We start from the raw sequence: 24,451 nt of genomic DNA on the forward strand, positions 1-24,451 counted from the left end.
TTCGGGCCTCAACGTGGGTCGAGATCAAGGGCCGGAGCCTGGCCGGCTTCGGCAAGGCTGGACATCTCATCGATGGACAGCACGTTGTCCACGTCCAGCACAATCACGAACTTGCCATCGACTTTGGCCATGCCGCTGATGAAATCGGATCGAATACGCGCGCCAAAGCTGGGCGGCGGCTCAATCTGTGTGGACGGAATCTCCTGCACCGCAGCCACGGTGTCGACCAGCAAACCGATGTCCTGCGCCTGCCCCTCGTCGGTGCTCGCCTCAATGATGATGACGCAGGAGCGCCGGGTGATTGCAGAGTTGGCCCGTCCGAAGCGCGCCGACAGATCAACCACCGGCACCACCGCGCCGCGCAGATTGATCACCCCGCGCACAAAGGCGGGCATCATGGGCACCACGGTCAGGCTGCCGTATTCGATAATTTCCTTGATCCCCAGAATGCCGATGGCAAACATTTCGCCGCCGAGCATGAAGGTCAGGTACTGCGCGTCCTCATCCACCGCAACCGCGGTTTGCCGAGTGGTCGTCACTGCGCCCATGTCGTTCTCCCTGTAATCCCGCATTGATGCTTGTGATCAGAAGCGGGTGAATTCCGATTCATCCGGGGCGCTGGCCATGCTGTACGCAAACGCTTTGCGCGGCGGCTGCGGTTTCACCCGTGGCGGCTGATGGCTCGGCTTGCTGCCGGCGTTGTCCACGCTGCTGCTTTGGGCGGCAGGCCTGGGCGTTGAATCCAGCACGAAGAAACTCATCGCCTGTTGCAGCTGTTCGGCCTGACTGCTCATTTCTTCGGCGGTGGCGGCCAGCTCCTCGCTGCTCGACGCATTCTGCTGGGTCACTTGGTTGAGCTGGGTCATCGCCGTATTGATCTGCGCGACGCCGGCGGCCTGCTCTTCGGAGGCCGCGCTGATTTCCTGCACCAGGTCGCTGGTCTTGTTGATGGACGGCACCATCTCACCGAGCAACTTGCCGGCCTTCTCCGCCATGTCGACGCTGCTGGAAGACAGCTCGCCGATTTCCTGGGCGGCGACCTGGCTGCGTTCGGCCAGCTTGCGCACTTCGGCCGCGACCACCGCGAACCCCTTGCCATGCTCACCGGCCCGAGCGGCCTCGATAGCGGCGTTGAGGGCCAGCAGGTTGGTCTGGTAGGCGATGTCATCGATGATGCTGATGCGCTGGGCGATTTTCTTCATCGCCACGACGGTCTGCTGCACCGAATCGCCACCTTCGGTGGCTTCCTTGGCGGCCTTGCTGGCCATGCCATCGGTCACTTTGGCGTTTTCGGTGTTCTGGTTGATGCTGGCGCTCATCTGCTCGATCGAGGCACTGGTTTCCTCGACGCTGGCGGCCTGTTCACTGGTCGCCTGGCTCATCGATTGCGCGGTGGCGCTGACCTGCTCGGAGGCGCTGGCCAGGTTGTCTGCGGCGTTGCGCACTTCGCCGATGATGTGTCCCAGCTTGCCGACCATGTTGCGCATGGCGTTGAGCACCATGCCGGTTTCATCTTTCGTCCCCGGTTCGATGGGCGTACTGAGATTACCTTCAGCCAATTGCTCGGCGGCGGTGGCGGCTTGTCTCAGCGGACGCGAGATGATGCGCGCGATGAACACGGCGAGGCCCAGACCGATCACTAACGCAGCGATCAGCGCCGCAATGATCGCCCAGCGGGCGCCTTCGTACAGCGCAGAGCCCTTGTCACCGGCAGCCGTCGCGCCAGCCTCATTGAGCTCGACCATTTTCTGCAGGCGGTTGGTCAGGTCTTCGAAACGCACCTTCGACTCACCCCTGAGCAAGCTGCGCGCCTGGTCCTCCTGGTTCTGCCGGGACAGTTCGAACAGCTGATTGCTGGTTGCGAGGTAGGTAGCCCAAGCGCCTTTCGCTGCCGCCAGAAGCTGACGATCTTCCTCGTTCGAGAGCAGATTCTCATAGGTGCCCATGCGGGTTTCAAACTGCTGGCGGGCTTCGGTGGCTTCCCGCTCGGCCTGGGCCTTCTCTTCGGCGACCTCGGTACCGATGGAGCGATTTTCTTTCAGGCGATAGCTGGCGGCAAAAAAACGCATGCCTGCCGCTGCGCGCATGGACGGCATCCAGTTACCCCGGATGTCCTGAGCAGCCTGGTTGACGCCCCCTAGCTGATGAATGGCGAAGACGCCCATTGCGGCAGTGAGGGCCAGGACCACCAGGAATGAGCTGATCAACTTGGTGGAAATCTTTAGATCGTAGAACCATTTCATCGTGAAACCTCCATGGTGTTGCAAATACGTCAGCGAGCGACAACGGTCGGCGAATAAGAGGCCTGGGTCGTGCGGGCTTCCAGTTGTACGATTTGATTGAGCAATGCCGGTATGTCGAGGATCAGGGCCACCGCGCCACTGCCCAATATGGTCGAGCCGCTGATGCCGCGCAGTGCGCCAAACAACTTGCCCAACGGTTTGATCACGGTCTGGAATTCTCCGAGCAGGTCATCGACGACCAGCCCGGCCTTGTGCTCGGCGTAGCGCACCACCACCACATTCTGGCGTCGGCCGGCGCTGCCTTCGTGGCTGAAGTGGTCGCGCAGGTCCACCAGTGGCAACACCTCGCCACGCAGGTCGAGGTAGCCCTTGTCACGGCTTGACTGGCGCTGGTGTTCGTCCAGCTCGATGCATTCCTGAACCATGTCCAGCGGAATCACGTAGGTCGATGCATCGATGCCGACCAGAAACCCATTGATGATCGCCAGGGTCAGCGGCAAACGAATGCGCACCACGGTGCCCTGCCCCGGGCGACTGTCCAGATCGACGGTGCCGCGCAGCAGCGTGATGTTGCGCTTGACCACGTCCATGCCGACGCCACGGCCCGACAGATTGGTCACCGCCTCGGCGGTTGAGAAACCCGGCTCGAAGATCAGGTTGTAGATCTCCTGATCTGAGAGCACCGCACCGCTGGCGACCAGCCCGCGCTCTTGAGCCTTCTCCAGGATTCGTTCGCGGTTGAGTCCGTTGCCGTCGTCGGCGATTTCGATGACGATGCTTCCCGAGTCATGGTAGGCATTCAGGCTCAGATGGCCCTTCCCCGCCTTGCCGGCAGCGCGCCGGGCATCGGCGCTTTCGATGCCGTGGTCCATGGCGTTGCGCAGCAGGTGCATCAAGGGGTCGCCGATTTTCTCGACGACGGTCTTGTCCAGTTCGGTTTCGGCACCGCTGATGCTCAGCTCGATGTCCTTGCCCAGCTCCTGGCTGATGTCGCGCACCACGCGGCGGAAGCGGTTAAACGTGTCGCCGATGGGAATCATGCGCAGGTGCAGTGCGCCATCGAGGATCTCCTCCACCAGTCCCGAGACCGTCGACGTCGCCTCTTGCAGCGGGTCGTTGTGACAGGAACGGGCCAACAGGCTGGCACCCGCGCTCGCTATCACCAGTTCGCCGACCAGGTTGATCAGTTCGTCCAGCTTGTCGGCATTGACGCGCACGTAGTTGCCGTCCCGGGCTTTCGGTTCACTGGCCGCCGGCAGACGTTGCACCGGAGCGGTCAGTGGGCCCAGCTCTGCCTGAGCAACCAGCTCGCTGCCGATGGACACAGCGCTGTGGGGCGCTTCGTCGATGGCCTCGATGCGCACCTCACAGTCGTCCCGCACAAAGTCGAATACTTCGTTGAGGGTGGCGTGGCTGGCCGTCGAGCGCAGGTCGATCTCGAAACCCAGATAGCAGCTTTCCGGGTCCCAGCTGTCCAGTGCCGGAATAGTGTCGGTGAGGGTCGTGACTTGCGTTATCTGCCCCAAAGTCTCCAGGTAGCGCAGGAACGACAGCGGGTCCATCCCATTGCGAAACACCTCCACGCCGAAGCGCAGGGAGATATGCCAGAGCACCTCGGCGGACGTGTCTGCGCCGCCGTCAACGCTTTCTTGAGTGTCTTGAGCGCTGGCATCGGGGACAGGGTGCGCCGCCTGATAGCTGCTCAACGCCTCGCGCAACGCCGCTTCACGCTCCAGGGCCGCAGGCTCAAGCGCCTCTCCGCGACTGGCGACAACGTTGATCAGCTCCAGCATATGATCGCCGCACTTGAGCAGCACCGCGATCAGCCTAGAGTCGACTGCCACACTGCCGTCGCGCAGTCGGTCGAGTACGTCCTCGACGATGTGCGTGAAGCTGACCACCGGGTGCAGGCCGAACAGGCCTGCCGAACCCTTGATGGTGTGCGCGGCACGAAAAATCGCACCGATGGCATCCTGGTCGTCAGGTTCGGTTTCCAGTTGCAGCAGGGATTGCTCCATGACCTGCAACAGTTCGTGGGCCTCGACGATGAATGTCTGCAATGCCTGGTCGAGATTGATGCTCACCTGGACCTTCCTTGTCTATCAATGAACGTGCAATGAACGTGGCTGGGGTTGGCGCGGTGGCGGCCTGGCTATGAGGCCGCTTTGCGACACAGCTCAAGGGCCTGCGTGACCGCCAGGCTCTGGCCGATGACATTTAAGGCGGTGCCAGCGGTCTCGGCTTCACGCTGGATGACCGCGAGCAACTGCAGCCCCGCGCCATCCATTTCTGTGACCTGCGAGAGGTCCAGCATCAGGCGCGGCGCGCCGCCCATCTGCGGCAACAGCTCGCCCGCCAGCTCGGCGACGGTGTAGATCGTCAGCTCCCCGTCAATGCTGACGCAGGTGCTGTCGTCGAGTGTTTCGAGGGTGATCGGCATCGCAGCCTCCTCCGCGCAAGGATTCAGGGCAGGATCAGTTTCGACACGGCTGCCAGCATCTGTGCGGGCTGAAACGGCTTGACCACCCACGCTTTTGCGCCCGCCGCCTGCCCCTCGGCCTTTTTTGATTCCTGGGATTCGGTGGTCAGCATGATGATCGGCGTGAACCTGTAGCTGGCCAGTTTCTTGACCTCCTTGACGAAGGTGATGCCGTCCATGTTGGGCATGTTCACGTCGCTGATGATCAGGTGCACTTTCTGCCCGGTGAGCTTGCCCAGCGCATCCTTGCCGTCGCACGCCTCGATCACGTCGTAACCGGCGCTTTTCAAGGCAATGCCTACCACTTGCCGCACGCTGCTGGAGTCGTCGACCACTAATACATTCTTCGCCATGATGAGCTCCTAAAAGAAGGTGATGTCTTGAGAGTTCTGCTGCACGGGCGTCTCGCCACGGTGGGTGCGCCGCTGCTCGTCAGTGGCGTAGGTGGCGTCCATGCGCGCCAGCCATTGGCGGGCATCAAGGGACGTCGCCTGGTCCGGGGTCTCGTTCGCCTGGAGCAGGTGGCCATGCAAATCTTCCATGTTGTCCCGCACGTGGCTGAGGATCTGGCTCACACGGTCCTGGAATTGCAGGTCGACCAGCACCTGCGTCATCTCATCGCCAATGCCACGGCTTTCCTGCTTGAGCAGGTCCGCCGATTCGGCCAGGCGCCCGGTGATGTTATGGAAGCGCTCGAGCACGACTTGAATGCTGTTTTCTGACGCCGCCACCGATTGGCTGTCCTGATCGGCGCTGCTCGATGCGGCGTGCACCAACTGGGTGATGCCGTTATTGATGATGTCGACCTTGGCCGACATCTGCTGGCCGGTTTCACTGGATTTGCTCGACAGGCTGCGCACTGCGTCGGCCACCACGGCAAAGCCGCGACCGGCTTCACCGGCACGCGCCGCTTCAATGGCTGCGTTGAGGGCCAGGAGGTTTGTCTGCGCGGCGATCGCCGCTACGTCCGCGGCCATGGTGCGCAGTTCGCCGGTGTAGGCCGTGAGGCCGCGCACCTGGGCCAGGGTCTGGTCACGGCTGGTCTGAGCGGCCTTGAGCGAATTGATCACTTGGCTTAAATCGCTTTCGCTGAGGGACAGCACTTCAAGCGCCCCGTCTGCGGTTTGCCCGTCGAGTTCGCCAGCAGCGCGCTGGGACGCCTGAACCGTTTCCTGCAATCGCGCGGCGATGCCGATGAACCGGTTGGTCAGATTCACAATCGCTTCTTCGGTCTGATACCGAGAGCTTTCCACTTGCCGGGCCCAGATCGGCATGGCGCCCAGCAACACCTCATTGAGTTGTACGGCCGAGGTCATGCCGTTGCTCGCCGCGTCCGCCTCTGACTGCTCCGCCTGCGCCCGAGCCGTGGCTCGCAGCACCACGTTACGCTGGGAAGCAGCACTCCAGGCACCTGCGCCGAGGCCGATCAGAACCAGCGCTGCGCACGCGATGAGGTTGGGGAGAGAGGTTGACTGGGCGAGTATCCATGCAACGGCAGGCACGACCGGAATCAAAGCGAACCAGAGAACACGCGGATGAAGAGAAGGGGCAATGCGAATGGATTGACGCTGGGTCATGGGTTCGATCCTTGAACAAACTTGCTTATGTAACTGACATCACGGTTATCTGCCCAGTGCGTCACAACTTGAGTCATCCCCCTCTGCCTTCCGTCCGGTTTATGACCGTCGCGTGACGCTGAAGATGCCTGCGCTCCTTGTAACCGCCGGCCACGATGACCCGATTGAGAGTAATTCCAACGTGCAAAATCGTAGACTTTTTTGTTGCGGCACGATGCGCGGAGTGTCCGAACTCCCTGCTATCGCATTGGCAGGATGATGGGATGAGGGCCCGGCAAAGATCGACCATCGTCAACATCCTGATTAAGACTTATATAAAAGTCTGGAGATTGAAACGCGCTTCCCCGGGCAACTGGCGAGCCCTGCCCTGCAACTTTCCGGCATTGGTGAAGTTTGTTCATAAAAGCATTCTGGAGAGCCGTATGGTTCAGGCCAATACCCCGACGTAGAGTGTTGTGACGGCAGGTATCCGATGGGGATTGGACGCGAAAGCAATGAGATCGCTGACCACTTACTCCATCACGGCTGATTAACTTTCTCCGAATCACCCTACTGCATAAGGTGCCCACAGGATGCGCGACAAACGATTCGCCCTATTCACCCAAGCTCATGTCGGGGGCGCGAGGGAACTGACGCGGGCCTTCGGAATGCTGTTGGGCCTGACAGCGTTGAGCGACAGCAATGCCTCGCCTGCGACCCCCGTGGGCCCTGCTCCCGCGGCCACGTCAGCCACCACGCAGCTTCCAGCATCCCGTATCTGGATGACGGTTCGCGACACGCGCTTCGCGATCACCCTGGCGGATACACAAGCGGCACGGGCATTTGCCGCCCTGCTCCCATTCTCCATCGACATGCCTGATCTGAACAACAACGAGAAACACGCCGAACTGCCGACATCGCTGCCGACAAGTACGATTCGCCCCGGCACGATCCACAGCGGCGATCTGATGCTGTACGGGTCACGCACGCTGGTCGCGTTCTACGCTACTTTCTCATCGCCCTATTCCTACACTCGTTTGGGCCGCATCGACAATGCCGCCGAACTGGCCCGCGTCTTTGGCAGCGATGCAGTACGCATCACTTTTTCAAAACAATAACGTCAGACGATTTTTCTCAAACGGCTGCGCTTTTTGACGGCCCACCGGTGGATATCGTTTTTATAACGAAAGCACTCACGTTGCGATTCTTGAGTGACGGCGCCTGCCGTCATGTCGAGCGCCGCGGGCGAAGCGTTGTGCGCGTTAAATATTTAAAGACATTAACCAATTAATGAACGGCCATCCCATGAAATTACCTACTTTTGCGACAACCTTAGTGTCTGTCGCGGTCATAGCCGGCTGTACCACTGGAACACCGCGCGCTGAACCTGGAAAGTCCATCGTCCACATTGAGGCCCACGCAGGAGACGACATGATCGCAAGACGTCTCAACGGAAATCAGGTCAACAGTTTGAATCACATCATTGTTTCGCCAGGCAGGCATTCGATGGAACTGGGGATTGTGATGATCGGGTATCAGAACAGTCATCGTCGCTGCACGGCAACGCTGGACTACGACGGATTTGCGGCCGATGAGCGCTACACGTTGGTACAGAGCCGAGCGGATGCAGAGGTCACGGTGTCGCTGCTGGACAGTCGAGGCGTTGCGGTGGCTCAAGCCGGCAAGGTGCCTTGCCTTTAATCAGCCAATCCAGCCAATCGGTCCGGCAGGCACTAGGAACTGAACCCGTCGAGCGTGGCACCCAGCAAATGTGTGGGTGCCACGCTGCCGTTTCAGGGTTTGGGCGCCGGCAATGCGAACGCCACAATCGTGTTGCTCAGCCGCGTTTTGAGCGACTTCTTGCCCCCTGCCGCAATCACCACGAACTGCCTGCCGCTGTGGGGGCCGATATAAGTCACGGGGCTCGCATTGCCTGCGCCCGGCAGCCGCGCCGACCAGAGCTCTTCACCGCTGTGCACATCCAGTGCGCGAATCGTGCGTTCGGCGGTCGCTGCAATGAAGATCAGACCACTGCGGGTGCTGACCGAGCCGCCGGTCATCGGCGTACCCACCGTCACGGGCAACATCGACGGGATGCCCAGCGGGCCGGTGTCTCTTGCCGTCCCCAGCGGTCTGGACCAGAGCAGTTTGCCGCTGGCCAGGTCCACTGCCGAAATCAGTCCCCACGGCGGCGCATTGCAGGGCGTGCCGAGTACGGACAGGAAAGTGGTGCCGTACGCGCCGTAAGGCGTGTTGAGCATGGGCCGCTGGGCATCACCGCCCGGGCTCTGGCCGTCCGACAGCCTGAACTTGCGTTTAACCGCCTCCTCCCGGCTGACCAGTTCGACGCGGTCCACCATTCGCAGCCAGTTGACGACCATCACGCCATGGTCGAGGTCCACCGACACACCGCCCCAATTGATCCCTCCGGCCGAACCTGGCGCGATCAGCACGGGCTTGCCCAGGGTAATCGGCGTCATGTGCCCCTCGTAGCGAGACTGGCGAAACTGAATCCGGCACAGCATCTGGTCCAGCGGGGTAATGCCCCACATGTCACGTTCCTGCAGCGTCGGCTGGCGAAACGCCGGCAGGCCGATCGACGCAGGCTGAGTCGCCGACAACCGCTCGCCCTCTGCTATCCCGCCCTGAGGCACTGCCTGCTCTTGAACGGGCGCAATCGGTGTGCCCGTCTCTCGATCGAGAACGAAGACCTCGCCTCGCTTGGTCGCCTGAATCAGCGCATGGCGGATGACGCCGTCCACGGGCAAATCCACCAGGGTCGGCTGAGCCGGCACGTCGTAATCCCAGATGTCGTGATGGGTGGTCTGGAAATCCCAGCGCAACCGACCGGTTTCAGCGTCCAGCGCAATGACGGAGCTGGAGACCTGATCGTCACCCGGCCGACGCAAACCGCCAAAGTTGTCGGGGGTTGCATTGCCCATGGGCAGATAGACCAGGCCGAGGGTTTCATCGGCGCTGATTGGTGCCCAGCTGTTCGGTGAGGACGGTGAGTAAACCTCGCCACTGGGCGGAGCACCCTTACGATCAGGCTGCTCGGAGTCGTAGGCCCATGCCAGTTGGCCGGTCTCGGCATCGAAAGCGCGGATGACTCCGGACGGCCCGCCCCAGTACTGACCGTCCGGAATTCCGCCCCCGACGACCACCTTGCCGCGAATGATTTGCGGCGCCGAGCTGACGTAATACAGGCCGTGGGGGTAGGCCTTGATGCCCTCTCGCAGGTCGACGAAACCCTTGTCGCCGAAGTGCTCGCAGAACTCGCCAGTACGCGCATCAAGGGCCACCAGCCCGGGCATTTGATTGGGTGCGATGATCCGTTGAGCGCAGGGTCCCTCGGCATTAGGCACCTGGTAATAGGCGACGCCTCGGCAGGGTTTGCCGGATGCCGCCGTGCCGCCTGAAATGTCCTGATGCCAGCGCTCGTTGCCGGTTTCCGCATCAAGGGCAGTGACGCGATTCTGATCGTTACAGGCATAAAGCGTATCGCCGACCATGATCGGCACCACTTCCAGACCACCCTCCGGTCCCGGCCCCATAGGGCCTGTCTCAGCTTCCCAGGCGACTTGCAATTGCTGGACGTTGTCGGGCGTGATCTGCGTCAGCGGGCTGAACCGTGTGCCGCCCTGATCATTGCCGAAAACGGGCCAATCCTGGCGAGCGGCCGCCTCGGTCATGCCGTTCGCCGGGGGATAACTGCTCGATACACCTGCGCGCAGCAGCGGATCGGACGCGTCGCCCGACGGGCCATGCAGCACAGCGCCCACCGCCACGCTCACGGTCAACACTGCCAGCGAGCCGAGCCAGGCCGATCGGCGCAGAGCTCGAAGCCCCACGGTGCTGGCCACCAGCAGAACGGCGAGCAGCACAGGCAGTCCGAGCCTTGGGAGTAATTGCCAGCCCTCGAACCCGACCTCCCAGACACTCCATGCCACCGTCGCGGCAAGCAACATTCCGTAGAACGGGATGACGCGATGGTCGCGCCGGAACACGCCGATGGCGCAGATCACCCAGACGATGCCTGCCACCCCGTACCAGGCAGATCCGCCGTCACTGAGCAACACGGCACCGCCCAGCGTCATGGCGACACCCAAAATAGCCAATAACCCGCCAACGCCCTGCCTGAAGAGTCGGGCTGTTCTGTTTTCCATGCGCATGATGTGCCTGTCTGTGATGGTCTGTTGTGCTGCGGTCGAGGCTGGGCTGGGCTTCGCAGCCGGATTCAGCCGCGCAAGCGATTGCCGTTACCGACGATCAAGGCGCCCAGCACCAGCAATGCGGCCGCGCCAATGAATGTCGCGGCAATGGAAACGTGATCCAGCAGCAAGCCACCCAAGGCGCCACCGACCATGATCGACAGCTGAATCGCCGCAACCAGCAAGCCGCCGCCACTTTCCGGGTCATCACTGACGCTTTTGCTGAGCCAGGTTGACCAGGCCACTGGAATCGCGGCGTTCAGCCCGCCCCAGCAAATCATCGCCACGGCGACGCCAGGCTTGAGGTGGCCGAACAGCAGCATCAACAGCGTCACCGCCGCCAGCAGCAATGGCAGCCATCGCAACAGCGCATACATCCGCTCGTTCACCAGCGCCGTACCCGCATAGGTGCCGGCAAAACCCGCGACACCGAGCCCCAGCAAGAACAGCGACAGCTGCGGGGTGGTCGCGTGCGTGTAGGTTTCAAGGAACGGCCGAAAGTAGGTGAACGCAGAGAACGCACCTGCGAAGGTCAACATCACCGCCATCATGCCGAACGCCACGTGGCGACGACGCAGCAGCGCGAACAGTTGACGGACCGAGCCCGCCGACTTGGGCGGCATCGACGGAAGGCTGATCCACTGCCACAGCAGGTTGATCAGCACCAGCGGGACCAGCCCCCAGAACACGCCTCTCCAGCCGATGATGCCGCCCAGGTAGCTGCCGATGGGTGCCGCAAATGCCGTGGCAATGGCGTTGCCGGTGAAAATGATGCCGAGGGCTTTGGGCACGGTGTCGGACGGGACGAGCCGCATGACGGTCGCCGTCGACAGTGCCCAGAACCCGCCGATGGCGATCCCCAGCACGGCGCGCGCAATCATCAGGACCAGGAAGCTCGGCGCCTCGGCAATCAGGATCAGCGAGGCCAGCATCAGACTGGTCAAGCCGATCAACACGTACCGACGATCAATGCGCCCGGCGATGACCGACATGAACAGGCTGGTGAAGACGGCAAACAGTCCCGAAATCGAGATCGCCTGGCCGGCCATCCCCTGGGTCGCGCCGAGGTCGGAGGCAATCGGTGTCAGCAGGCTGACCGGCATGAATTCGGATGAGATGAGCATGGCCACACACATGGCCATTGCCCCTACGGCGCTCCACACACCTCGATCAGGCCTGGCTATTTCAGGCTCGGCTCTTTGTAGCTCAGCAGTACGCATTGATGCCCTCGACACGTGTCCGGCCCGTGCAATCGCCTCACGCCAGGGTGATGTGCGACGAGCGCCGGTTTTGATGGATTGAGTGGCGTCACGGTACAGGCGACGTCAGCCCTCGCCTATCGGGGTGCGTGTGATGCGGTGATGAGCATTACTCATTAATGACGGGAATCGAGAGCACCCTGTTAGACCGGCTTTAGCCGGGAAAGCGTCAGGCGTCCCGGTTTGAGCCGTTGCGGATCAACCCAGCGGGGCAATATCCCGGATCATGTCGATCAGGAGGCGCAGCCCCAGCGGTTGCTGGCGATAGCTGGAGTAGTAGATGTGGAAACCCGGACTCACGCACGCCCAGTCCTCGAGCACCAACTCGAGGGAACCGCTTTTCACGTAAGGCGCGAGGATCGGTTCAGCGGCGTATATCAGTCCACTGCCTTCGCAGGCCAGTGCAATCGCTATCCGCGTCTCGTCGAGAATCACGCCACCGAACACCGGGACCGCGAGCTGCACGCCCTCTTTTTCGAACTCCCAGTCGTATATCTTGCCGGTGCCGACCTTGAACTTGAGGCAGCGATGTTGCTTCAGGTCTTCAGGGTGAACGGGGGTGCCCCATTTGCGCAGGTAGTCGGACGTGCCGGCGACCACCCAGCGCACGTCCGGGGACAGGCGGTGCGCGATCATCCCTTCAGGCACCGTTGCGCCAAAGCGCATGCCGGCGTCGAAGCCGCCTTCCACGACATCGACCATGCTGTTGGAGATCGAAATATCCACTTCGATGTCCGGGTAACGCTCACCGAACAGCGGTAATACCGGCGCCAGCAGCAACAGCGCGGCATCGCTGAACACATTCAGCCTGATCCTCCCCGTCGGCTCGTCCCGATAGCGGTTGAGCACGTCCATCGCCTGGTCGATGCGGTCGATGGGTTCACGAATCGACGCCAGCAGCTCCTGACCGGCAGCGGTCAAGGTGACATTGCGGGTGGTCCGGTTCAACAGGCGCACGCCAAGCCTGGCTTCCAGCGCCTTAATCGCATGACTGAGGGCCGACGGGCTGATGCCGACCTCTAATCCCGCACGGCTGAAACTCAAATGCCGGGCAACGGCCAGGAAGTACATGAAATCGGCGAGGTTGGCACGGGTGAGCTGCATCATCTACCTACGCAAGGGCGTCTCGAACGGCAAGGGACGGGTTGATCCCGAACACGCGGATTGGGCGGAGTATATCCGCGTTCGCTGCGTTCTTTGGATGAGCGCAGGTCATAAGTGAGCTGAGCATCACTCAGCAGTCAACGCGTGTCGGGCAAGGATCACCGGGAGGCCTCGTACTGGGCATCGTAAACGGGCTCCATCCATTCCACATTCTTGCCATCGAGAAATTCCTGGATCGCCATGTGGGTCATGCCTGTCTGTGCCGTGGCGCCGTGCCAATGCTTGACGCCCGGCGGCGTCCAGATTACGTCCCCCGGACGAATCACCTGTTTCTCCCCGCCTTGCTGCTGAACCCAGCCCGTGCCTGCGGTCACCACCAGCGTTTGCCCCAACGGGTGCGTGTGCCAGGCGGAACGCGCGCCGGGCCCGAACGTGACATAGGCCGCCGAGACCCGGGACGGCTCATTCGCGGAGACCAATGGATCGATGCGCACCGTGCCGACAAACATCGCCGGGCTCCCGAGAATCGAGGCTTGCGAGCCGTTCGGGACCAGCGTCATGGCGGGCGTGCTGCCGTCCGCCTGAGCGTTGGCGACCATCAGCATCATCACCAGTGTCGAGAGTGCTGCAACTGCGTTCATGGGCGAGCTCCTGGGTGAAAGAGGTTTAGCCTTCAACCTAATTCACGCGTTACCGATGTACTACAGGGCCCTGTGACAAACAGCAGTGAGCGATGCTCATGAATCCCTGTTCGGAAATGGAACCTGACCGCCTCCGCCCTCATCGATCTGGCCTTACGCGACAACCAGGCGCGTGCGCACCTGTGGTTCGCTGCGCGGTTCGGCACTGAATACCCGCCGCTGCGCGCATGAATCAGAACCCATTGAGAGAGTAAGCACCCCCTGCCTCTATTGTCGTGAGAAACCTGCGGGTCTGTCGGTTTGAGCGCAGTCGGACTACTCGGCATCCCGGTGGCGCCGTTGCTGCGAGTTTCTGCATCTTTGCCCGCGACACCTTGCGGGTCGTCCACATGAACCGGAATAACTCTCCAAGTTTGCCAAGCTGCTCCGGGCAATCCTCGGGAAGGTCTGGCCGAGTCCGTCCCAGGTGCCTCACGGCGCGGACCAGCACGCGCCAGAATCGCAGCGCCGTTGAACGATCAATCCATACCAATAGATCCGCCCGGCCAACGCGGTGGGGCCACGTGATCGAGTGTCCCCCTTCAAAAATCCACTGATCGCGGGCTTCAACCTCAAGACACAGGCGAGTCTTCTCCGCCGCGCTCCGCTCGACCCACCGAGGTTGCCAATGAATGGTGTCGATGTGAACGACGGGAATCCCGGTCAGCTGGCCCAATCTCAGGGCCAACGTGCTTTTGCCAGACCCCGGCTGCCCCACAATCATGACCCGCTGCATGTGAGCCCCCCTCGGCGAAAAAACTGGCTGAAGTTTAAAGATGTTTGAGGGGATCTGACCTGCTTAATGCTCTGGAACCGCCGAAGAACTGGCTGCAGGTTTAAACAAATCGAACCCTTTTAAAAAACGTGACGTCAATTTACCGACTACCAAGCGAGGTGCTAATCCACAAAAAATCCAAAAGCGTCATATTCCCGACGAAATGCACTGAACCGCCATTGCCTTCTGCCATCACCACCCCTCAAAATCGCCACACACCCGCTGTCCCGCGCCGTGATTTGCCTAAAAGGAATGTGAGCAATGAAGAGCATTTTTGTGGTTGTAATGACGATGTGTTCCGGTGCGGAAGGATGTCTGGACGAGAGCCAGCCGACCGCGTATTCGAGCCGGGCGGAGTGCATGGAGAGTGTTGCCGTGATGCCGACCCGAAAGGGCATCAAATACCGCTGTTCGTCGGTGCCACAGGTGTTGATCACCCAGCAGCGCCGCGCTACCCAGAACCACCTGGTAACGAACTCCGCCGAAGCGTCTGTCCGCCCTTGAGCGACAGCGCCGGGCCGGGGATAACCCGGCCCGGCGCTGTTCATTCCTGCAGCAGCTGATTCAGCCCGCCGCAACCACTGTGATTTCCACCAGCAAATCCGGCGCTGCCAGACGTGATTCCACCGTGGCCCGCGCGGGTGCGTGCCCTTCCGGTGCCCAAGCGTCCCAGACTTCATTCATACCCGCGAAATTCGCCGCGATGTCCGAGAGCCAGACCTGGGCGGTGAGAATCCGCGTCTTGTCCAGGCCTGCCTTGGCCAGGTAGTTGTCAATTTTCTCCAGCACTTGCGCGGTCTGCCCTTTGATGTCGAGGGAGCGGTCCGTTGCGGTCTGGCCGCCGAGGAAGGTAAAGCCATTGCACTGCACGACACGGCTCATGCGTTGGTTGGTTTCGATACGATTGATTTCCAGCATGTGAACTCCTGATGTGTTGGGAGGGTGTGAGGAATTAACGGGCAACTAAAGGTAAGTGTGTCGGGATGTGGGAGCCGCTTGAACGCGTCTCATCGAGCCCTGCGGTATCAAAACGTCCTATGTCGAACGCCTCCAGCGAAATGTCCGAGTGCTCGCCAAGGATCTGCTGCGCCAGACGCTTGCCGGTGCCGGGGCCCATCTGGAAACCGCTGCCGCAGAAGCCGAACGAATAACTGAGATGGCTGGCTTTGCGGCTGGCGCCAATCACCGGCAAGTCGTCAGCGGTAAACGCTTCGACGCCAGCCCAGACACGGTTGACGCCCAGGTGCTTGAGGTGGGGAAACAGGTCGGTGACGGTCCTCGCGCTGATGCCCAGGCGCGCCAGATCCACTTCACCATGGCGCGCCGGGAAATCCACACTGCCAATCAGCTTGCCGCCAATCACCACCGTGCCGTTGGCGAATTGCTTGAACGACAGCGAGCGACCGGTCGCCCCCAGCACTGGCGCGCAGAACGGCGCTACGCGGTGGGTCACCATCAGCATCAGGCCTTCGGGGTGTGCCGGCACCGATTCACCAACTTGCTCTGCCATCTCCCTCGCCCAGGCACCGGCGGTGATCACCAGGTGCCCGGCGCTGAAAACCCCGGCGGGCGTGGTGACCTGCCAGCCGCTGCCGCGTTGCTCGATGCGCTGCGCCGGCGTCGTTTCAAGCACTTTCACGCCGAGCTTCTCTGCGGCCAGCCGAAAACTCGTCACGGTTTTGTAGGGAATGGCGTAGCCGTCACCCTTGACCCAGATGCCGCCCACCACATGCCGGGCGACGGTGGGAATGATCTCGAACACCTGTTGAGCGTCGATCAGTACTTCGTGGGTGAAACCCAGACGCTGCAAGTGCTCGACGCGCTGGCGGCACTCGTCGAGTTCTGCAGCGGTTTCCGCAAGCTTGAGCTGGCCGCTGGGCACGAAACCGCCGTCGTCGCCCAGCGTCTGGACAAGGTCGTGCCAGAGTTCGCGGGACGACAGCGCCAGCGGGATTTCTGCCTCGTGACGGCCCAGGGTTCGTACTCCGCCCGCGTTGACCCCGGAGGCATGACGGCCGCAGTAATCAGCCTCGAGCACCGTGACCTCAACGCCACGCTGAGCCAGATGCAGTGCGGTGCTCAAGCCATGGATGCCGCCGCCTATCACCAGCACGTCGCTGTGTCTTGCCCGCGCCTCACTCACCAGCCAGTTCCCCCAGCGTGATGGGCTTGATCGGCGGACGAATGCGGTAATAACCCACTTCCGCCGCCGACACGGCGCGAGCCTTGGCGATCACCTCCGTCACCGTCAGCCCGCACATCCTGCCCTGACAGGGCCCCATGCCACAGCGGCCGAAGGATTTGGCCTGATTGGGGCCGGCGCAGCCCAGGGCGACGAACTTACGCAGGTCCCCCGCCGTGACTTCCTCGCAGCGGCAGACGATGACCTCATCGGCGGGAATGCGGTTCGCTTCCTTCGGCTGATACAGCGCATCGAGAAACGGCCGAATACGCAGGTTCAACGCCAGCTTCTCGCGCAATCCATCGGCTCGCTGATCACGCTGACCCGCATCCAGCGTGCCCAGCCGTCGGGCAATGCCCAGCGCCGCCAACTCGCCCTGCACGGCCGCGGCCTGAGCCCCGCCGATGCCGGCGCCGTCACCGGCGACGAACATCCCCGGCACGTCCAGCTCACCCCAGGGATCGATCACCGGACTGAAGCACAGTTGGTCCACATCCCAGTGATGGCGTGCGCGCAACGACTGACTGAATTGAATGTTCGGCACCACGCCTTGATGCAGCAGTATGCAGCGCGCGGCGATACGCTGAGCCTGGCCGCCGACGGTGAAGGTCAACACAGTGGCGGCTTCGTCACCCTCGATCGCCAGTTGCTCGGCGCCGGTGTGGTGCGGGATGCGCGCGCTGCGCAGACTGCGCATCAGCTCCAGGCCCTTGCGCAAATACGGCCAGGCACGCAACGCTGCGAACAGATGCCGCCGTGCGCGCCAGTAATCTTCGGGGCGCGTGGTGTCGACCAAGGCCTTGATCGGCACGCCCGCGCGCAGGTATTGCCAGCCCAGCAGGTACAACAGCGGGCCGCACCCGGCCAGTACCACCGGCTCGGTCGGCGCGAGACCTGCGCTTTTCAGCAGAATCTGCGCGGCGCCTGCGCTCATGACGCCGGGCAGGGTCCAGCCCGGAATCGGAAACGGTCGTTCCATGGCGCCAGTGGCGAGCAAAACGGCCTTGGCTTGCAGGGTGCGCAGACGCCCGTCGCGCAGGTAGCTGACCTGATGATCCCGGGTCACCTGCCAGACCGCCGCGGCTTGTTCATAGCGCACCGATGACGACGCCAGGGCCTGAGCCAACACGTTGCCATGGGCGTAATCCGCGCCGAGAAGGTCCCTTCGCGACAGCGGCGCGAGGGTGATGCCGCGATAGATCTGCCCGCCCGGGCTGCCCTGCTCGTCGAGCAACACCACCTGCAAGCCAAGCCCGGCCAGGGCCACGGCGCCTGCCATGCCGGCGGCACCTGCGCCCACGACCACCACGTCCACAGCCTCCACGCCACCTCCAAAATGATCATTCATGACTGCACCTCGACGGTCTGCACACTGGCGGTTTGCTCATTGCCGGTTTGCACGTTGCCGGCCTGAAAAATCAGGTCCCGTGCGCCTTCCTGGGAGCGGATGCGCATGCCCTCCGCCACTTCGATCAGGCAGCTCTGGCGATTGGGCACGCCGTCGATGTCCACCAGGCACTCGAAGCACACGCCCATCATGCAATACGGCGCCCGGGGCGATTCGCTCACCGGCGTCGCGCGGAAACGGTTGATGCCCGACATGAGCAGTGCCGCCGCGACGCTGATGCCCGCCGGCACCTCAAAGGCTTGATCGTTGAAGCTGAGGCTGACAGTTCGCGTCGACCTGACTTCACTCGTGACCGGTTGAAACAGCGGATCAGTGCGCATGGGAAAACACCTTGTCAGTCAGGAAACGCTCGCCGGCGAACGCGCCGAGTTCGTCAGGCATGGCGCCACCCATCACCCACGGCGCGATGCGCAGGGCGTGGGCAGCGGCCAGGGTCACGCCACTGTGGCAGGTCACCACGAAGGCGCCGGGGTGGCTGGCCGATTGCTGATAAATGGGGAAGCCGTCGGGGCTCAGGACGCGCAGCGCCGCCCAGGCCCGGATGAGCCGCACCTCCCGCAACAGCGGAAACGTCGCGACCCCACGCCGGGCGATGGCTTCGAGCACCTGGGTGGAGGTGCTGTCGTCGTAGCCCACCTCCTCCATGGAGTCGCCCAGCTGAACGGTGCCTTCGTCGGTTTGCCGGACATGGACCGTCGGGTGGTCGAGAAACGGCCGGACCCGCTCGCTCACCAGGACCTGGCCACGATTGGGCGCCACCGGCGCATGCAGGCCCACTTGCCGGGCCAGCCCTGGATTGCCCAGCCCGGCAGCGAGCACCACTCTTGGCGCGATGAAGCGTTGATGTCCGGCGGTGACGCAGAACTCACCGGTGGCGCCGTCGATGCGATCCACCTGAATGCCGCCGTAAAACCGCGCGCCTTTGGCTTGGGCCGAGGTGTGCAGCGCGCGCAACAGCTTCAATGGATTGACGTGGCCGTCCAGGGGTGTGTAGCTGGCGCCCACCACAGACGGGCCGATCAACGGCAGGCGCGCTTTGAGCTCAGCGGCGTCGAGCATCTGGAACGGGTAATCGCCAAGGGCGTCCTGCAGGGTTTGCAGACGCGATTGCCGCTCGATCAACTCCTCGTCGTTGAAGCACATATGGAAGCCACCGGGCTGGTGGAGCTGCACGTCTACGCCGCTGTCGGCCATCAGGGCCCGAGCGAAGTCAGGCCAGCGGGTCGCCGACGACTGCGTCCAGCGCGAATAATCCGGCAGGTCGTGGCCCTTGCCCTGGACCCAGACCAGCCCGAAATTGCCCCGCGAGGCGCGAAACGCATCGTCGCCCTGGTCCAGCACCACGGTGTCGGCACCGCTGCGGGCCAGGCCGTAGGCGACTGCCGTGCCCACCAGCCCGCCGCCGATAACGATCACGTCCGACTGAGTGTCCCTCTGTGTGCCCTGGCTCATTTGCCTTCTCCAATCAACACCCGGTCCAATCCGACCATTCGGTCCAATATCAGCATCAGCAGCAAGGTGCCGACGATCAGCACCGTTGAAACCGCGGTAATAAGAGGGTCGATGGTCTGGGAAATCTGGTTGTACATCGCCACCGGCAGCGTGGTGGTACCGGGGGTTGCGACGAACACGGTCATGGTCAGTTCGTCGAAGCTCTGGATGAATGCGAGCATCCAGCCACCGACCACGCCGGTGCGAATCCGCGGCAGCACCACCCGGTAAAACGCCGTCCAGCGACTGGCGCCCAGGGACAGCGCCGCTTGCTCGATGTCGCGCTCAAGACCGATGGTGGAGGCCAGCGTCAGGCGCAGCGCATAGGGCAGCACGACAATCACGTGGGTCAGGGTCAGTGCCCAAAACGAGCCGCCGATCTGCGCCAGGGAAAAGAAGCGCAGGAACGCGATGCCCAGCACCACCGACGGAATCATCAGCGGCGACAGTAGAAACCCGGTCACCGCGCCGCGGCCGGGAAAGTCATAACGGCTGATGGCCAGCGCCGCCGGAATCGCCAGCAGTGCAGCAATGGTCGCCGACGCCAGGCCGAGTTTGATCGACAAGGCGAAGGCGTCGAGCATTTCCTGGTTGTCCGCCAGCGCCCGAAACCAGCGCAGTGACAGGCCGTCAGTGGGCAGTGACAGGTAGCCCTTGCTGGTGAACGCCATGGCCATCACCACTACCAGCGGCGCGACGATGAAGGTGACGAACAGGGCATGGAACAGCAGCGAGAAAAATCCGTTCTTGTGCATGGTCGGCTACTCGAAGACTTGCTTGAACCGGCGCTCGGCCAGTTTGCTGCAACCCAGAATGATGATCAGATTCGCCAGCAGCAGGAGCATCGCGATGGCCGCGCCGAGGGGCCAGTTGAGGGTGCCGAGGAACTCGTCGTAGGCGGCCGTGGCCACCACTTTCAGGCGCCGACCGCCGATGATCGCCGGGGTGGCGAAGGCCGAAGCGGCCAGGGCGAAGACGATGATCGAGCCGGACAAAACGCCGGGCATGATCTGCGGCAGGATGATCCGGCGGAACACCGTCAGCCGCGACGCGCCGAGGGACAGGCCCGCCCACTCGACCTGAAGGTCCAGCCGTTGCAGGGTTGCCCAGACCGCAATGACCATGAACGGCACCAGCACGTGGGTCAGCGCAATGATCACACCGACCTGAGTGAACAGCATTTTCACCGGTTGATCGGTGATGCCCAGGGCTTGCAGCGCATCGTTGATCAGGCCGTTGTTGCCCAGCAGAATCGCCCAGCCCAGGGTCCGCACCACCACGGAAATCAGCAGCGGCCCCAGCACCACCAGCAGGAACAGCGACCGCCAGCGCGGGGCCATGCGCGCAATGATGATGGTTTCCGGGATGCCCAGCAGCACGCACAAGACCGTGACGGCCAGCGCCATGCCGCCGGTGCGCAGGAAAATCTCGTGAAAGTAATCGTCCTTGAACACCTCCAGGTAATTGCCAAGGCTGTAGCTCGGGACTACGCCGTCGGTGTCGCTGAACAGGTTCAACGACAGCACGGCGGTCAGCAGCAAAGGCGCCAGCAACAGCGCGATGAACACCAGTAACGCCGGCCCGCTGAGTAGCCAGGGCGCCACGCCCACCCGTTCGGCGTCATACCTGGCCATGGGCGACCTCCCGGTCCAGCAGACGCAGGTCATCGTCGGACCAGTCCAGCCCGACCTCGCTGCCCTCCTCCGGCGGCGGCGTGCCGAGGTTCGGCAGGGTCATGTGCACCAGCCCCAGGCGGCTTTCCACCGCCATCAACCATAGGTTGCCGAGGAACACCCGCAGCCGGACGCGCCCGGAAAACCGCCCGCTGCCCACCGCGACCAAGCGGATTTTTTCCGGGCGAATGTAGACGTTGACCTCATTGCCCAGCGCGCGGTCTTCGTGGGGCACGTGCATCAGTGTGTCGTGGACCTGCACATGGCAGCATCGGTCGTTGCGCAATTGCACCGCGCCGGCGAAAGCGTTGGTCTTGCCGAGGAACGCCGACGCGAAGGGCGAATGGGGCCGCTCGTAGGCTTCGAACGGCGTGTCGATCTGCACGATGCGGCCCTTCTGCATCACCGCGATGCGATCGCTCATGGTCATCGCTTCGACCTGATCGTGGGTCACCAGAATGGTGGTGATGCCCAGCTCGCGCTGAATCGCCCGCAGCTCGATGTGCATCTCTTCGCGCAGCTTGGCGTCGAGGTTGGACATCGGCTCGTCGAGCAGCAGCAGGTTCGGCCGGATCGCCAGGGCGCGGGCAATCGCCACACGCTGGCGCTGACCGCCCGACAGGGCTTTCGGGTAGCGCTCACCGAGGCCGGCCAGCCGCACCAGGTCCAGTGCCTCGTCGACCCGCTTGCTGCGCCCGGCCTTGGGCACGCCGCGCATTTCCAGGCCGAAGCTGATGTTCTGCGCCACGGTCATGTGCGGAAACAACGCATAGCTCTGGAAGACGATGCCCAGCCCGCGCTGTTCGGGGCGCACGTGGGTGATGTCGCGGCCGTCGAGGACGATGCGGCCTTCGGTGGGCTGCACGAAGCCTGCGATGGACTGCAGGGTGGTGGTCTTGCCGCACCCGGACGGGCCGAGCAAGGCGATGAACTCGCCGTGCCGGACTTCCAGGTTTAAACCGTCAATGGCCCTGAATGTGCCGTAGGTCTTGACGATGCCTTCGAGGGTGAGAAATGCCATGGGCGTGCCACGCAGGCGGACCTGCGTCTCCAGAAGGGTGCTCGGGAAGATCGGCGCGTAGGTCGATCAGCGACTGTCAGTCAGCGCAAGCGATCGGTGACGCTAGCGCTCGACGGTGCGGTTCCAGCGCGTGGTCCACTCGCTGCGCTGCGGGTTGATCGTTTCCCAATCGACCTTGATCAGCGCGTTGACCTTCTCCGGCCCGTACGGCATGCGCGCGGCGACATCATCCGGCAGCTTGACGGTCTGGTTCACCGGCGCAAAACCATTCTCCCGCGCCTGGATTTCCTGCACTTCTGGTGACAGCACGTACTGAATGAACGCCTGGGCCAGTTCGGATTGCGCGTTGGGGGTCACGCTGCACGCGGCGACCTGCAAGGCGATGCCGCCTTCCTTCGGGTAGATGAATTTGAGCGGAAAGCCGGTGCCCTGCAACGCCACGGCTCGACCGCTGCCGTACACCGCCATGACGATGTCGCCGTTCTGCATCATGCCGTCCATCTCGCCCGGGGCCGAGACCCACGCCAGCACGTTGGGGCCGATTTCATCCTTCAGCGCCTTGAAGCCGGGGTCGATGTTTTTCTCGCCGCCGCCCCTCAGCCGGGCCATTTCCACCAGCGTGTGCAGGCCATAGGTATTGGTCACCGGCGGCATGCCGAGCAATTGCTTGAAGCGTGGGTCGGTGAGGTTTTCCCAGGAATCCGGTGCCGCCCAGCCGCGCTTCTTGAAGGCCTCTTCGTTGTAGCCGATGCCGGTGGCCACCACGCCAATCCCCGTGGCCTCAGGGCTCAGCCGCGCCAGCGGATAAAGGTCCTTGTAGATCGGCGCGTCAGTGAGCTTCTCGCACAAGCCCATCTGCAACGCCTGATACATCGGTCCGTCGTCCATCATCGCGACGTTGATCTGCTGACGGCCCTTCTGCGCCTGCAGCTTGGCCAGGGTTTCCGTGGAGTTGCCGGCGACGTAGACGACCTTGACGTTGTGCTGTTTTTCGAAGGCCGGGATGACGCGGTTCTTGTACATCTGCTCGGTGGAGCCACCGACGCCGGCCACGTACAGCGTGGCCTCGGCGAAGGCCGGCGCACTGCCCATGGCGGCGAGCGTCAGGGCAATGGCCACGGCACTGCGATGGAAGGGACGAAACGGTCGTGCTGCTGAGGGAAGGTCAAGGCTATTCACAGACTATCTCCGAAGTGCATGGGGGCAGATCGAACAATGCGTCAGTCGCTTCGGCATGAACCGAAGCCTTGCATGCAGCGTGCATGCTCCCGGCGAGTCCATCGCGGGGTGGCGCATCTTCATGTGCGCTATGGGTGGCGGGTTCGAGTATTGCGACGGCTCCTTCATATGGTCAAATACGGATATCCGCCTTAGTTATTCATATTTGATATGGAGCGCGCCATGAACCTGAGACAGATCGAAGCCTTCCGCAGCGTCATGCGCCTAGGCTCCATGACCGCTGCCGCGGAGGTGCTGTTTACCTCTCAGCCCAACATCAGCCGGCTGATCGCCCAGCTGGAACTGAGCACCGGGCTGACCCTGTTCAAGCGCGCCGGCGTGAGGTTGATTCCGACCCAGGAGGGCCAGGCGTTTTTTCAGGAGGTCGAGCGGGCCTACGTCGGGCTGGACAGCCTCAAGCTGTCGGCGAAGAACATCCGCAACCTGGGGACGGGGCGCTTGCGGGTGGCGGCGGTGCCGTCGACCGGGCTGAGCATGATTCCCCGAGTGCTGAAGGCGTTCACCGAGACGCGACCGGAGCTGACCGTCTCCCTCCACGTGAACTCCTCGCCCACCGTGGAGCAGTGGGTGAAGTCGCAGTTCTGCGACGTGGGGATTGTGGTGCACCCCGGCGATGTCGACAGCCAGCAGATCGAGCTGCTCAGCGAAGTGGCGGCGGTCTGCGTGCTGCCGGCGGCTCATCCATTGGCAAGCCAAAAAGAGATCACCTTCACCGACCTGGAAGGCGAAACCTTTGTTTCGCTGTGCCACGGCGACGGCACCCGGGCGCTGGTGGACGGCCTGTTCGAGCAGGCCGGCGTGGAGCGGGTCATGACCGTGGAGGCGCAGTACAGCGCGATCAATTGCGAGATGGTGGCATTGGGCATGGGCATCACCCTCGCCCACCCGCTGGTGGCCCGGGATTTCCGCCACCGCGACATCGTCATCCGCCCGTTCGTGCCACAGATCCTCTTCCCCACCTACGTCATGTGGGCACCGGCCCAGACGCGGACGAAATTGTCCGAAGAATTCGTTGATACGCTGAAGGCGTTCTACCGGAACATTGTTTTTTAGGGCTGACGGGGATGCTGCTGAATATTAGTTTTGTAGGACCGGCTTCAGCCGGGAAGACGCCGGTGTGAGCACCCTCG

At 62.7% G+C, this 24,451-nt stretch carries 24 protein-coding genes; 4 read left to right on the forward strand and 20 right to left on the reverse strand.

Annotation, left to right across the window (positions count from 1 at the left end):
- Window positions 1-8 precede the first annotated feature (8 nt).
- From AC0Z8Z_RS06080 to AC0Z8Z_RS06105, 6 genes are all read right to left on the reverse strand, one after another.
- Complete coding sequence (locus AC0Z8Z_RS06080; protein ID WP_485618413.1) at window positions 9-548, reverse strand: chemotaxis protein CheW; 540 nt, start codon at window positions 546-548, stop codon at window positions 9-11.
- Window positions 549-584: 36 nt separating this feature from the next.
- Complete coding sequence (locus tag AC0Z8Z_RS06085) at window positions 585-2,243, reverse strand: methyl-accepting chemotaxis protein (RefSeq protein ID WP_485618415.1); 1,659 nt, start codon at window positions 2,241-2,243, stop codon at window positions 585-587.
- 29 nt (window positions 2,244-2,272) lie between these two features.
- Window positions 2,273-4,327, reverse strand: coding sequence for a chemotaxis protein CheA (locus AC0Z8Z_RS06090; RefSeq protein WP_485618417.1), 2,055 nt, complete (start codon window positions 4,325-4,327; stop codon window positions 2,273-2,275).
- A 68-nt stretch (window positions 4,328-4,395) separates the two neighbouring features.
- Window positions 4,396-4,683 carry an STAS domain-containing protein gene (locus AC0Z8Z_RS06095; protein WP_485618419.1) on the reverse strand — a complete coding sequence of 96 codons (288 nt, stop codon included), beginning with the start codon at window positions 4,681-4,683 and terminating at the stop codon, window positions 4,396-4,398.
- Between the two features lie 23 nt (window positions 4,684-4,706).
- Window positions 4,707-5,075: a response regulator gene (locus tag AC0Z8Z_RS06100; protein WP_122537040.1), complete on the reverse strand. Its 369-nt coding sequence runs from the start codon at window positions 5,073-5,075 to the stop codon at window positions 4,707-4,709.
- 9 nt (window positions 5,076-5,084) lie between these two features.
- Window positions 5,085-6,299 carry a methyl-accepting chemotaxis protein gene (locus tag AC0Z8Z_RS06105; RefSeq protein WP_485618420.1) on the reverse strand — a complete coding sequence of 405 codons (1,215 nt, stop codon included), beginning with the start codon at window positions 6,297-6,299 and terminating at the stop codon, window positions 5,085-5,087.
- A 572-nt stretch (window positions 6,300-6,871) separates the two neighbouring features.
- Between AC0Z8Z_RS06105 and AC0Z8Z_RS06110 the strand changes: the two genes are divergently transcribed.
- Window positions 6,872-7,396, forward strand: coding sequence for a cyclophilin-like fold protein (locus AC0Z8Z_RS06110; RefSeq protein WP_485618422.1), 525 nt, complete (start codon window positions 6,872-6,874; stop codon window positions 7,394-7,396).
- A 187-nt stretch (window positions 7,397-7,583) separates the two neighbouring features.
- Window positions 7,584-7,979, forward strand: coding sequence for a PA0061/PA0062 family lipoprotein (locus tag AC0Z8Z_RS06115; RefSeq protein ID WP_485618424.1), 396 nt, complete (start codon window positions 7,584-7,586; stop codon window positions 7,977-7,979).
- A gap of 92 nt (window positions 7,980-8,071) precedes the next feature.
- On the opposite strand, the gene AC0Z8Z_RS06120 is transcribed toward AC0Z8Z_RS06115, so the two are convergent.
- The 5 genes from AC0Z8Z_RS06120 to AC0Z8Z_RS06140 form a co-directional block, all read right to left on the reverse strand.
- Window positions 8,072-10,444, reverse strand: a complete 2,373-nt coding sequence (locus tag AC0Z8Z_RS06120; protein ID WP_485618425.1) for a pyrroloquinoline quinone-dependent dehydrogenase — start codon at window positions 10,442-10,444, stop codon at window positions 8,072-8,074.
- Window positions 10,445-10,515: 71 nt separating this feature from the next.
- On the reverse strand, window positions 10,516-11,709 hold the full coding sequence (locus AC0Z8Z_RS06125; RefSeq protein WP_485618426.1) for an MFS transporter: 1,194 nt from the start codon (window positions 11,707-11,709) through the stop codon (window positions 10,516-10,518).
- 237 nt (window positions 11,710-11,946) lie between these two features.
- Window positions 11,947-12,852, reverse strand: coding sequence for a LysR family transcriptional regulator (locus AC0Z8Z_RS06130; protein ID WP_485618427.1), 906 nt, complete (start codon window positions 12,850-12,852; stop codon window positions 11,947-11,949).
- A 158-nt stretch (window positions 12,853-13,010) separates the two neighbouring features.
- A complete protein-coding gene (locus AC0Z8Z_RS06135; protein ID WP_485618428.1) occupies window positions 13,011-13,493 on the reverse strand; it encodes a (R)-mandelonitrile lyase in 483 nt (160 codons plus the stop codon).
- Window positions 13,494-13,725: 232 nt separating this feature from the next.
- On the reverse strand, window positions 13,726-14,268 hold the full coding sequence (locus AC0Z8Z_RS06140) for a P-loop NTPase family protein (RefSeq protein ID WP_485618429.1): 543 nt from the start codon (window positions 14,266-14,268) through the stop codon (window positions 13,726-13,728).
- A gap of 300 nt (window positions 14,269-14,568) precedes the next feature.
- On the opposite strand from AC0Z8Z_RS06140, the gene AC0Z8Z_RS06145 reads away from it, so the two are divergent.
- The gene (locus AC0Z8Z_RS06145; protein WP_172612191.1) at window positions 14,569-14,811 is read left to right on the forward strand and encodes a hypothetical protein; all 243 of its coding nucleotides are present in this window, start codon (window positions 14,569-14,571) and stop codon (window positions 14,809-14,811) included.
- A gap of 60 nt (window positions 14,812-14,871) precedes the next feature.
- Here AC0Z8Z_RS06145 and AC0Z8Z_RS06150 read toward each other — a convergent pair whose 3' ends face one another.
- The 9 genes from AC0Z8Z_RS06150 to AC0Z8Z_RS06190 all read right to left on the reverse strand — a co-directional run bounded on the left by AC0Z8Z_RS06150 (window position 14,872) and on the right by AC0Z8Z_RS06190 (window position 23,261).
- Window positions 14,872-15,222 (reverse strand): RidA family protein, encoded by a 351-nt coding sequence (locus AC0Z8Z_RS06150; RefSeq protein WP_420793043.1) that lies wholly within the window; start codon window positions 15,220-15,222, stop codon window positions 14,872-14,874.
- A gap of 37 nt (window positions 15,223-15,259) precedes the next feature.
- On the reverse strand, window positions 15,260-16,420 hold the full coding sequence (locus AC0Z8Z_RS06155; RefSeq protein ID WP_485618430.1) for an NAD(P)/FAD-dependent oxidoreductase: 1,161 nt from the start codon (window positions 16,418-16,420) through the stop codon (window positions 15,260-15,262).
- Between the two features lie 22 nt (window positions 16,421-16,442).
- On the reverse strand, window positions 16,443-17,837 hold the full coding sequence (locus AC0Z8Z_RS06160; protein WP_485618431.1) for an FAD/NAD(P)-dependent oxidoreductase: 1,395 nt from the start codon (window positions 17,835-17,837) through the stop codon (window positions 16,443-16,445).
- Window positions 17,834-18,217, reverse strand: coding sequence for a (2Fe-2S)-binding protein (locus tag AC0Z8Z_RS06165; protein WP_205483393.1), 384 nt, complete (start codon window positions 18,215-18,217; stop codon window positions 17,834-17,836). Before AC0Z8Z_RS06165 ends, AC0Z8Z_RS06160 begins: the two co-directional genes overlap by 4 nt.
- On the reverse strand, window positions 18,207-19,349 hold the full coding sequence (locus AC0Z8Z_RS06170; protein WP_485618432.1) for an NAD(P)/FAD-dependent oxidoreductase: 1,143 nt from the start codon (window positions 19,347-19,349) through the stop codon (window positions 18,207-18,209). The genes AC0Z8Z_RS06165 and AC0Z8Z_RS06170 overlap by 11 nt, the downstream gene beginning before the upstream one ends.
- Complete coding sequence (locus AC0Z8Z_RS06175; RefSeq protein WP_122537028.1) at window positions 19,346-20,143, reverse strand: ABC transporter permease; 798 nt, start codon at window positions 20,141-20,143, stop codon at window positions 19,346-19,348. Before AC0Z8Z_RS06175 ends, AC0Z8Z_RS06170 begins: the two co-directional genes overlap by 4 nt.
- 6 nt (window positions 20,144-20,149) lie before the next feature.
- Window positions 20,150-21,022, reverse strand: coding sequence for an ABC transporter permease (locus tag AC0Z8Z_RS06180; protein ID WP_485618433.1), 873 nt, complete (start codon window positions 21,020-21,022; stop codon window positions 20,150-20,152).
- Window positions 21,009-22,082 carry an ABC transporter ATP-binding protein gene (locus tag AC0Z8Z_RS06185; RefSeq protein WP_485618434.1) on the reverse strand — a complete coding sequence of 358 codons (1,074 nt, stop codon included), beginning with the start codon at window positions 22,080-22,082 and terminating at the stop codon, window positions 21,009-21,011. The genes AC0Z8Z_RS06180 and AC0Z8Z_RS06185 overlap by 14 nt, the downstream gene beginning before the upstream one ends.
- A gap of 102 nt (window positions 22,083-22,184) precedes the next feature.
- Window positions 22,185-23,261, reverse strand: coding sequence for an ABC transporter substrate-binding protein (locus AC0Z8Z_RS06190; protein WP_485618435.1), 1,077 nt, complete (start codon window positions 23,259-23,261; stop codon window positions 22,185-22,187).
- A gap of 222 nt (window positions 23,262-23,483) precedes the next feature.
- Here AC0Z8Z_RS06190 and AC0Z8Z_RS06195 point away from each other — a divergent pair, with 222 nt between their 5' ends.
- Window positions 23,484-24,374: a LysR substrate-binding domain-containing protein gene (locus tag AC0Z8Z_RS06195; RefSeq protein ID WP_122537025.1), complete on the forward strand. Its 891-nt coding sequence runs from the start codon at window positions 23,484-23,486 to the stop codon at window positions 24,372-24,374.
- The last annotated feature ends 77 nt before the right edge of the window (window positions 24,375-24,451 follow it).

It is taken from the genome of Pseudomonas sp. 1L-C-7-B-C1 (assembly GCF_057291635.1).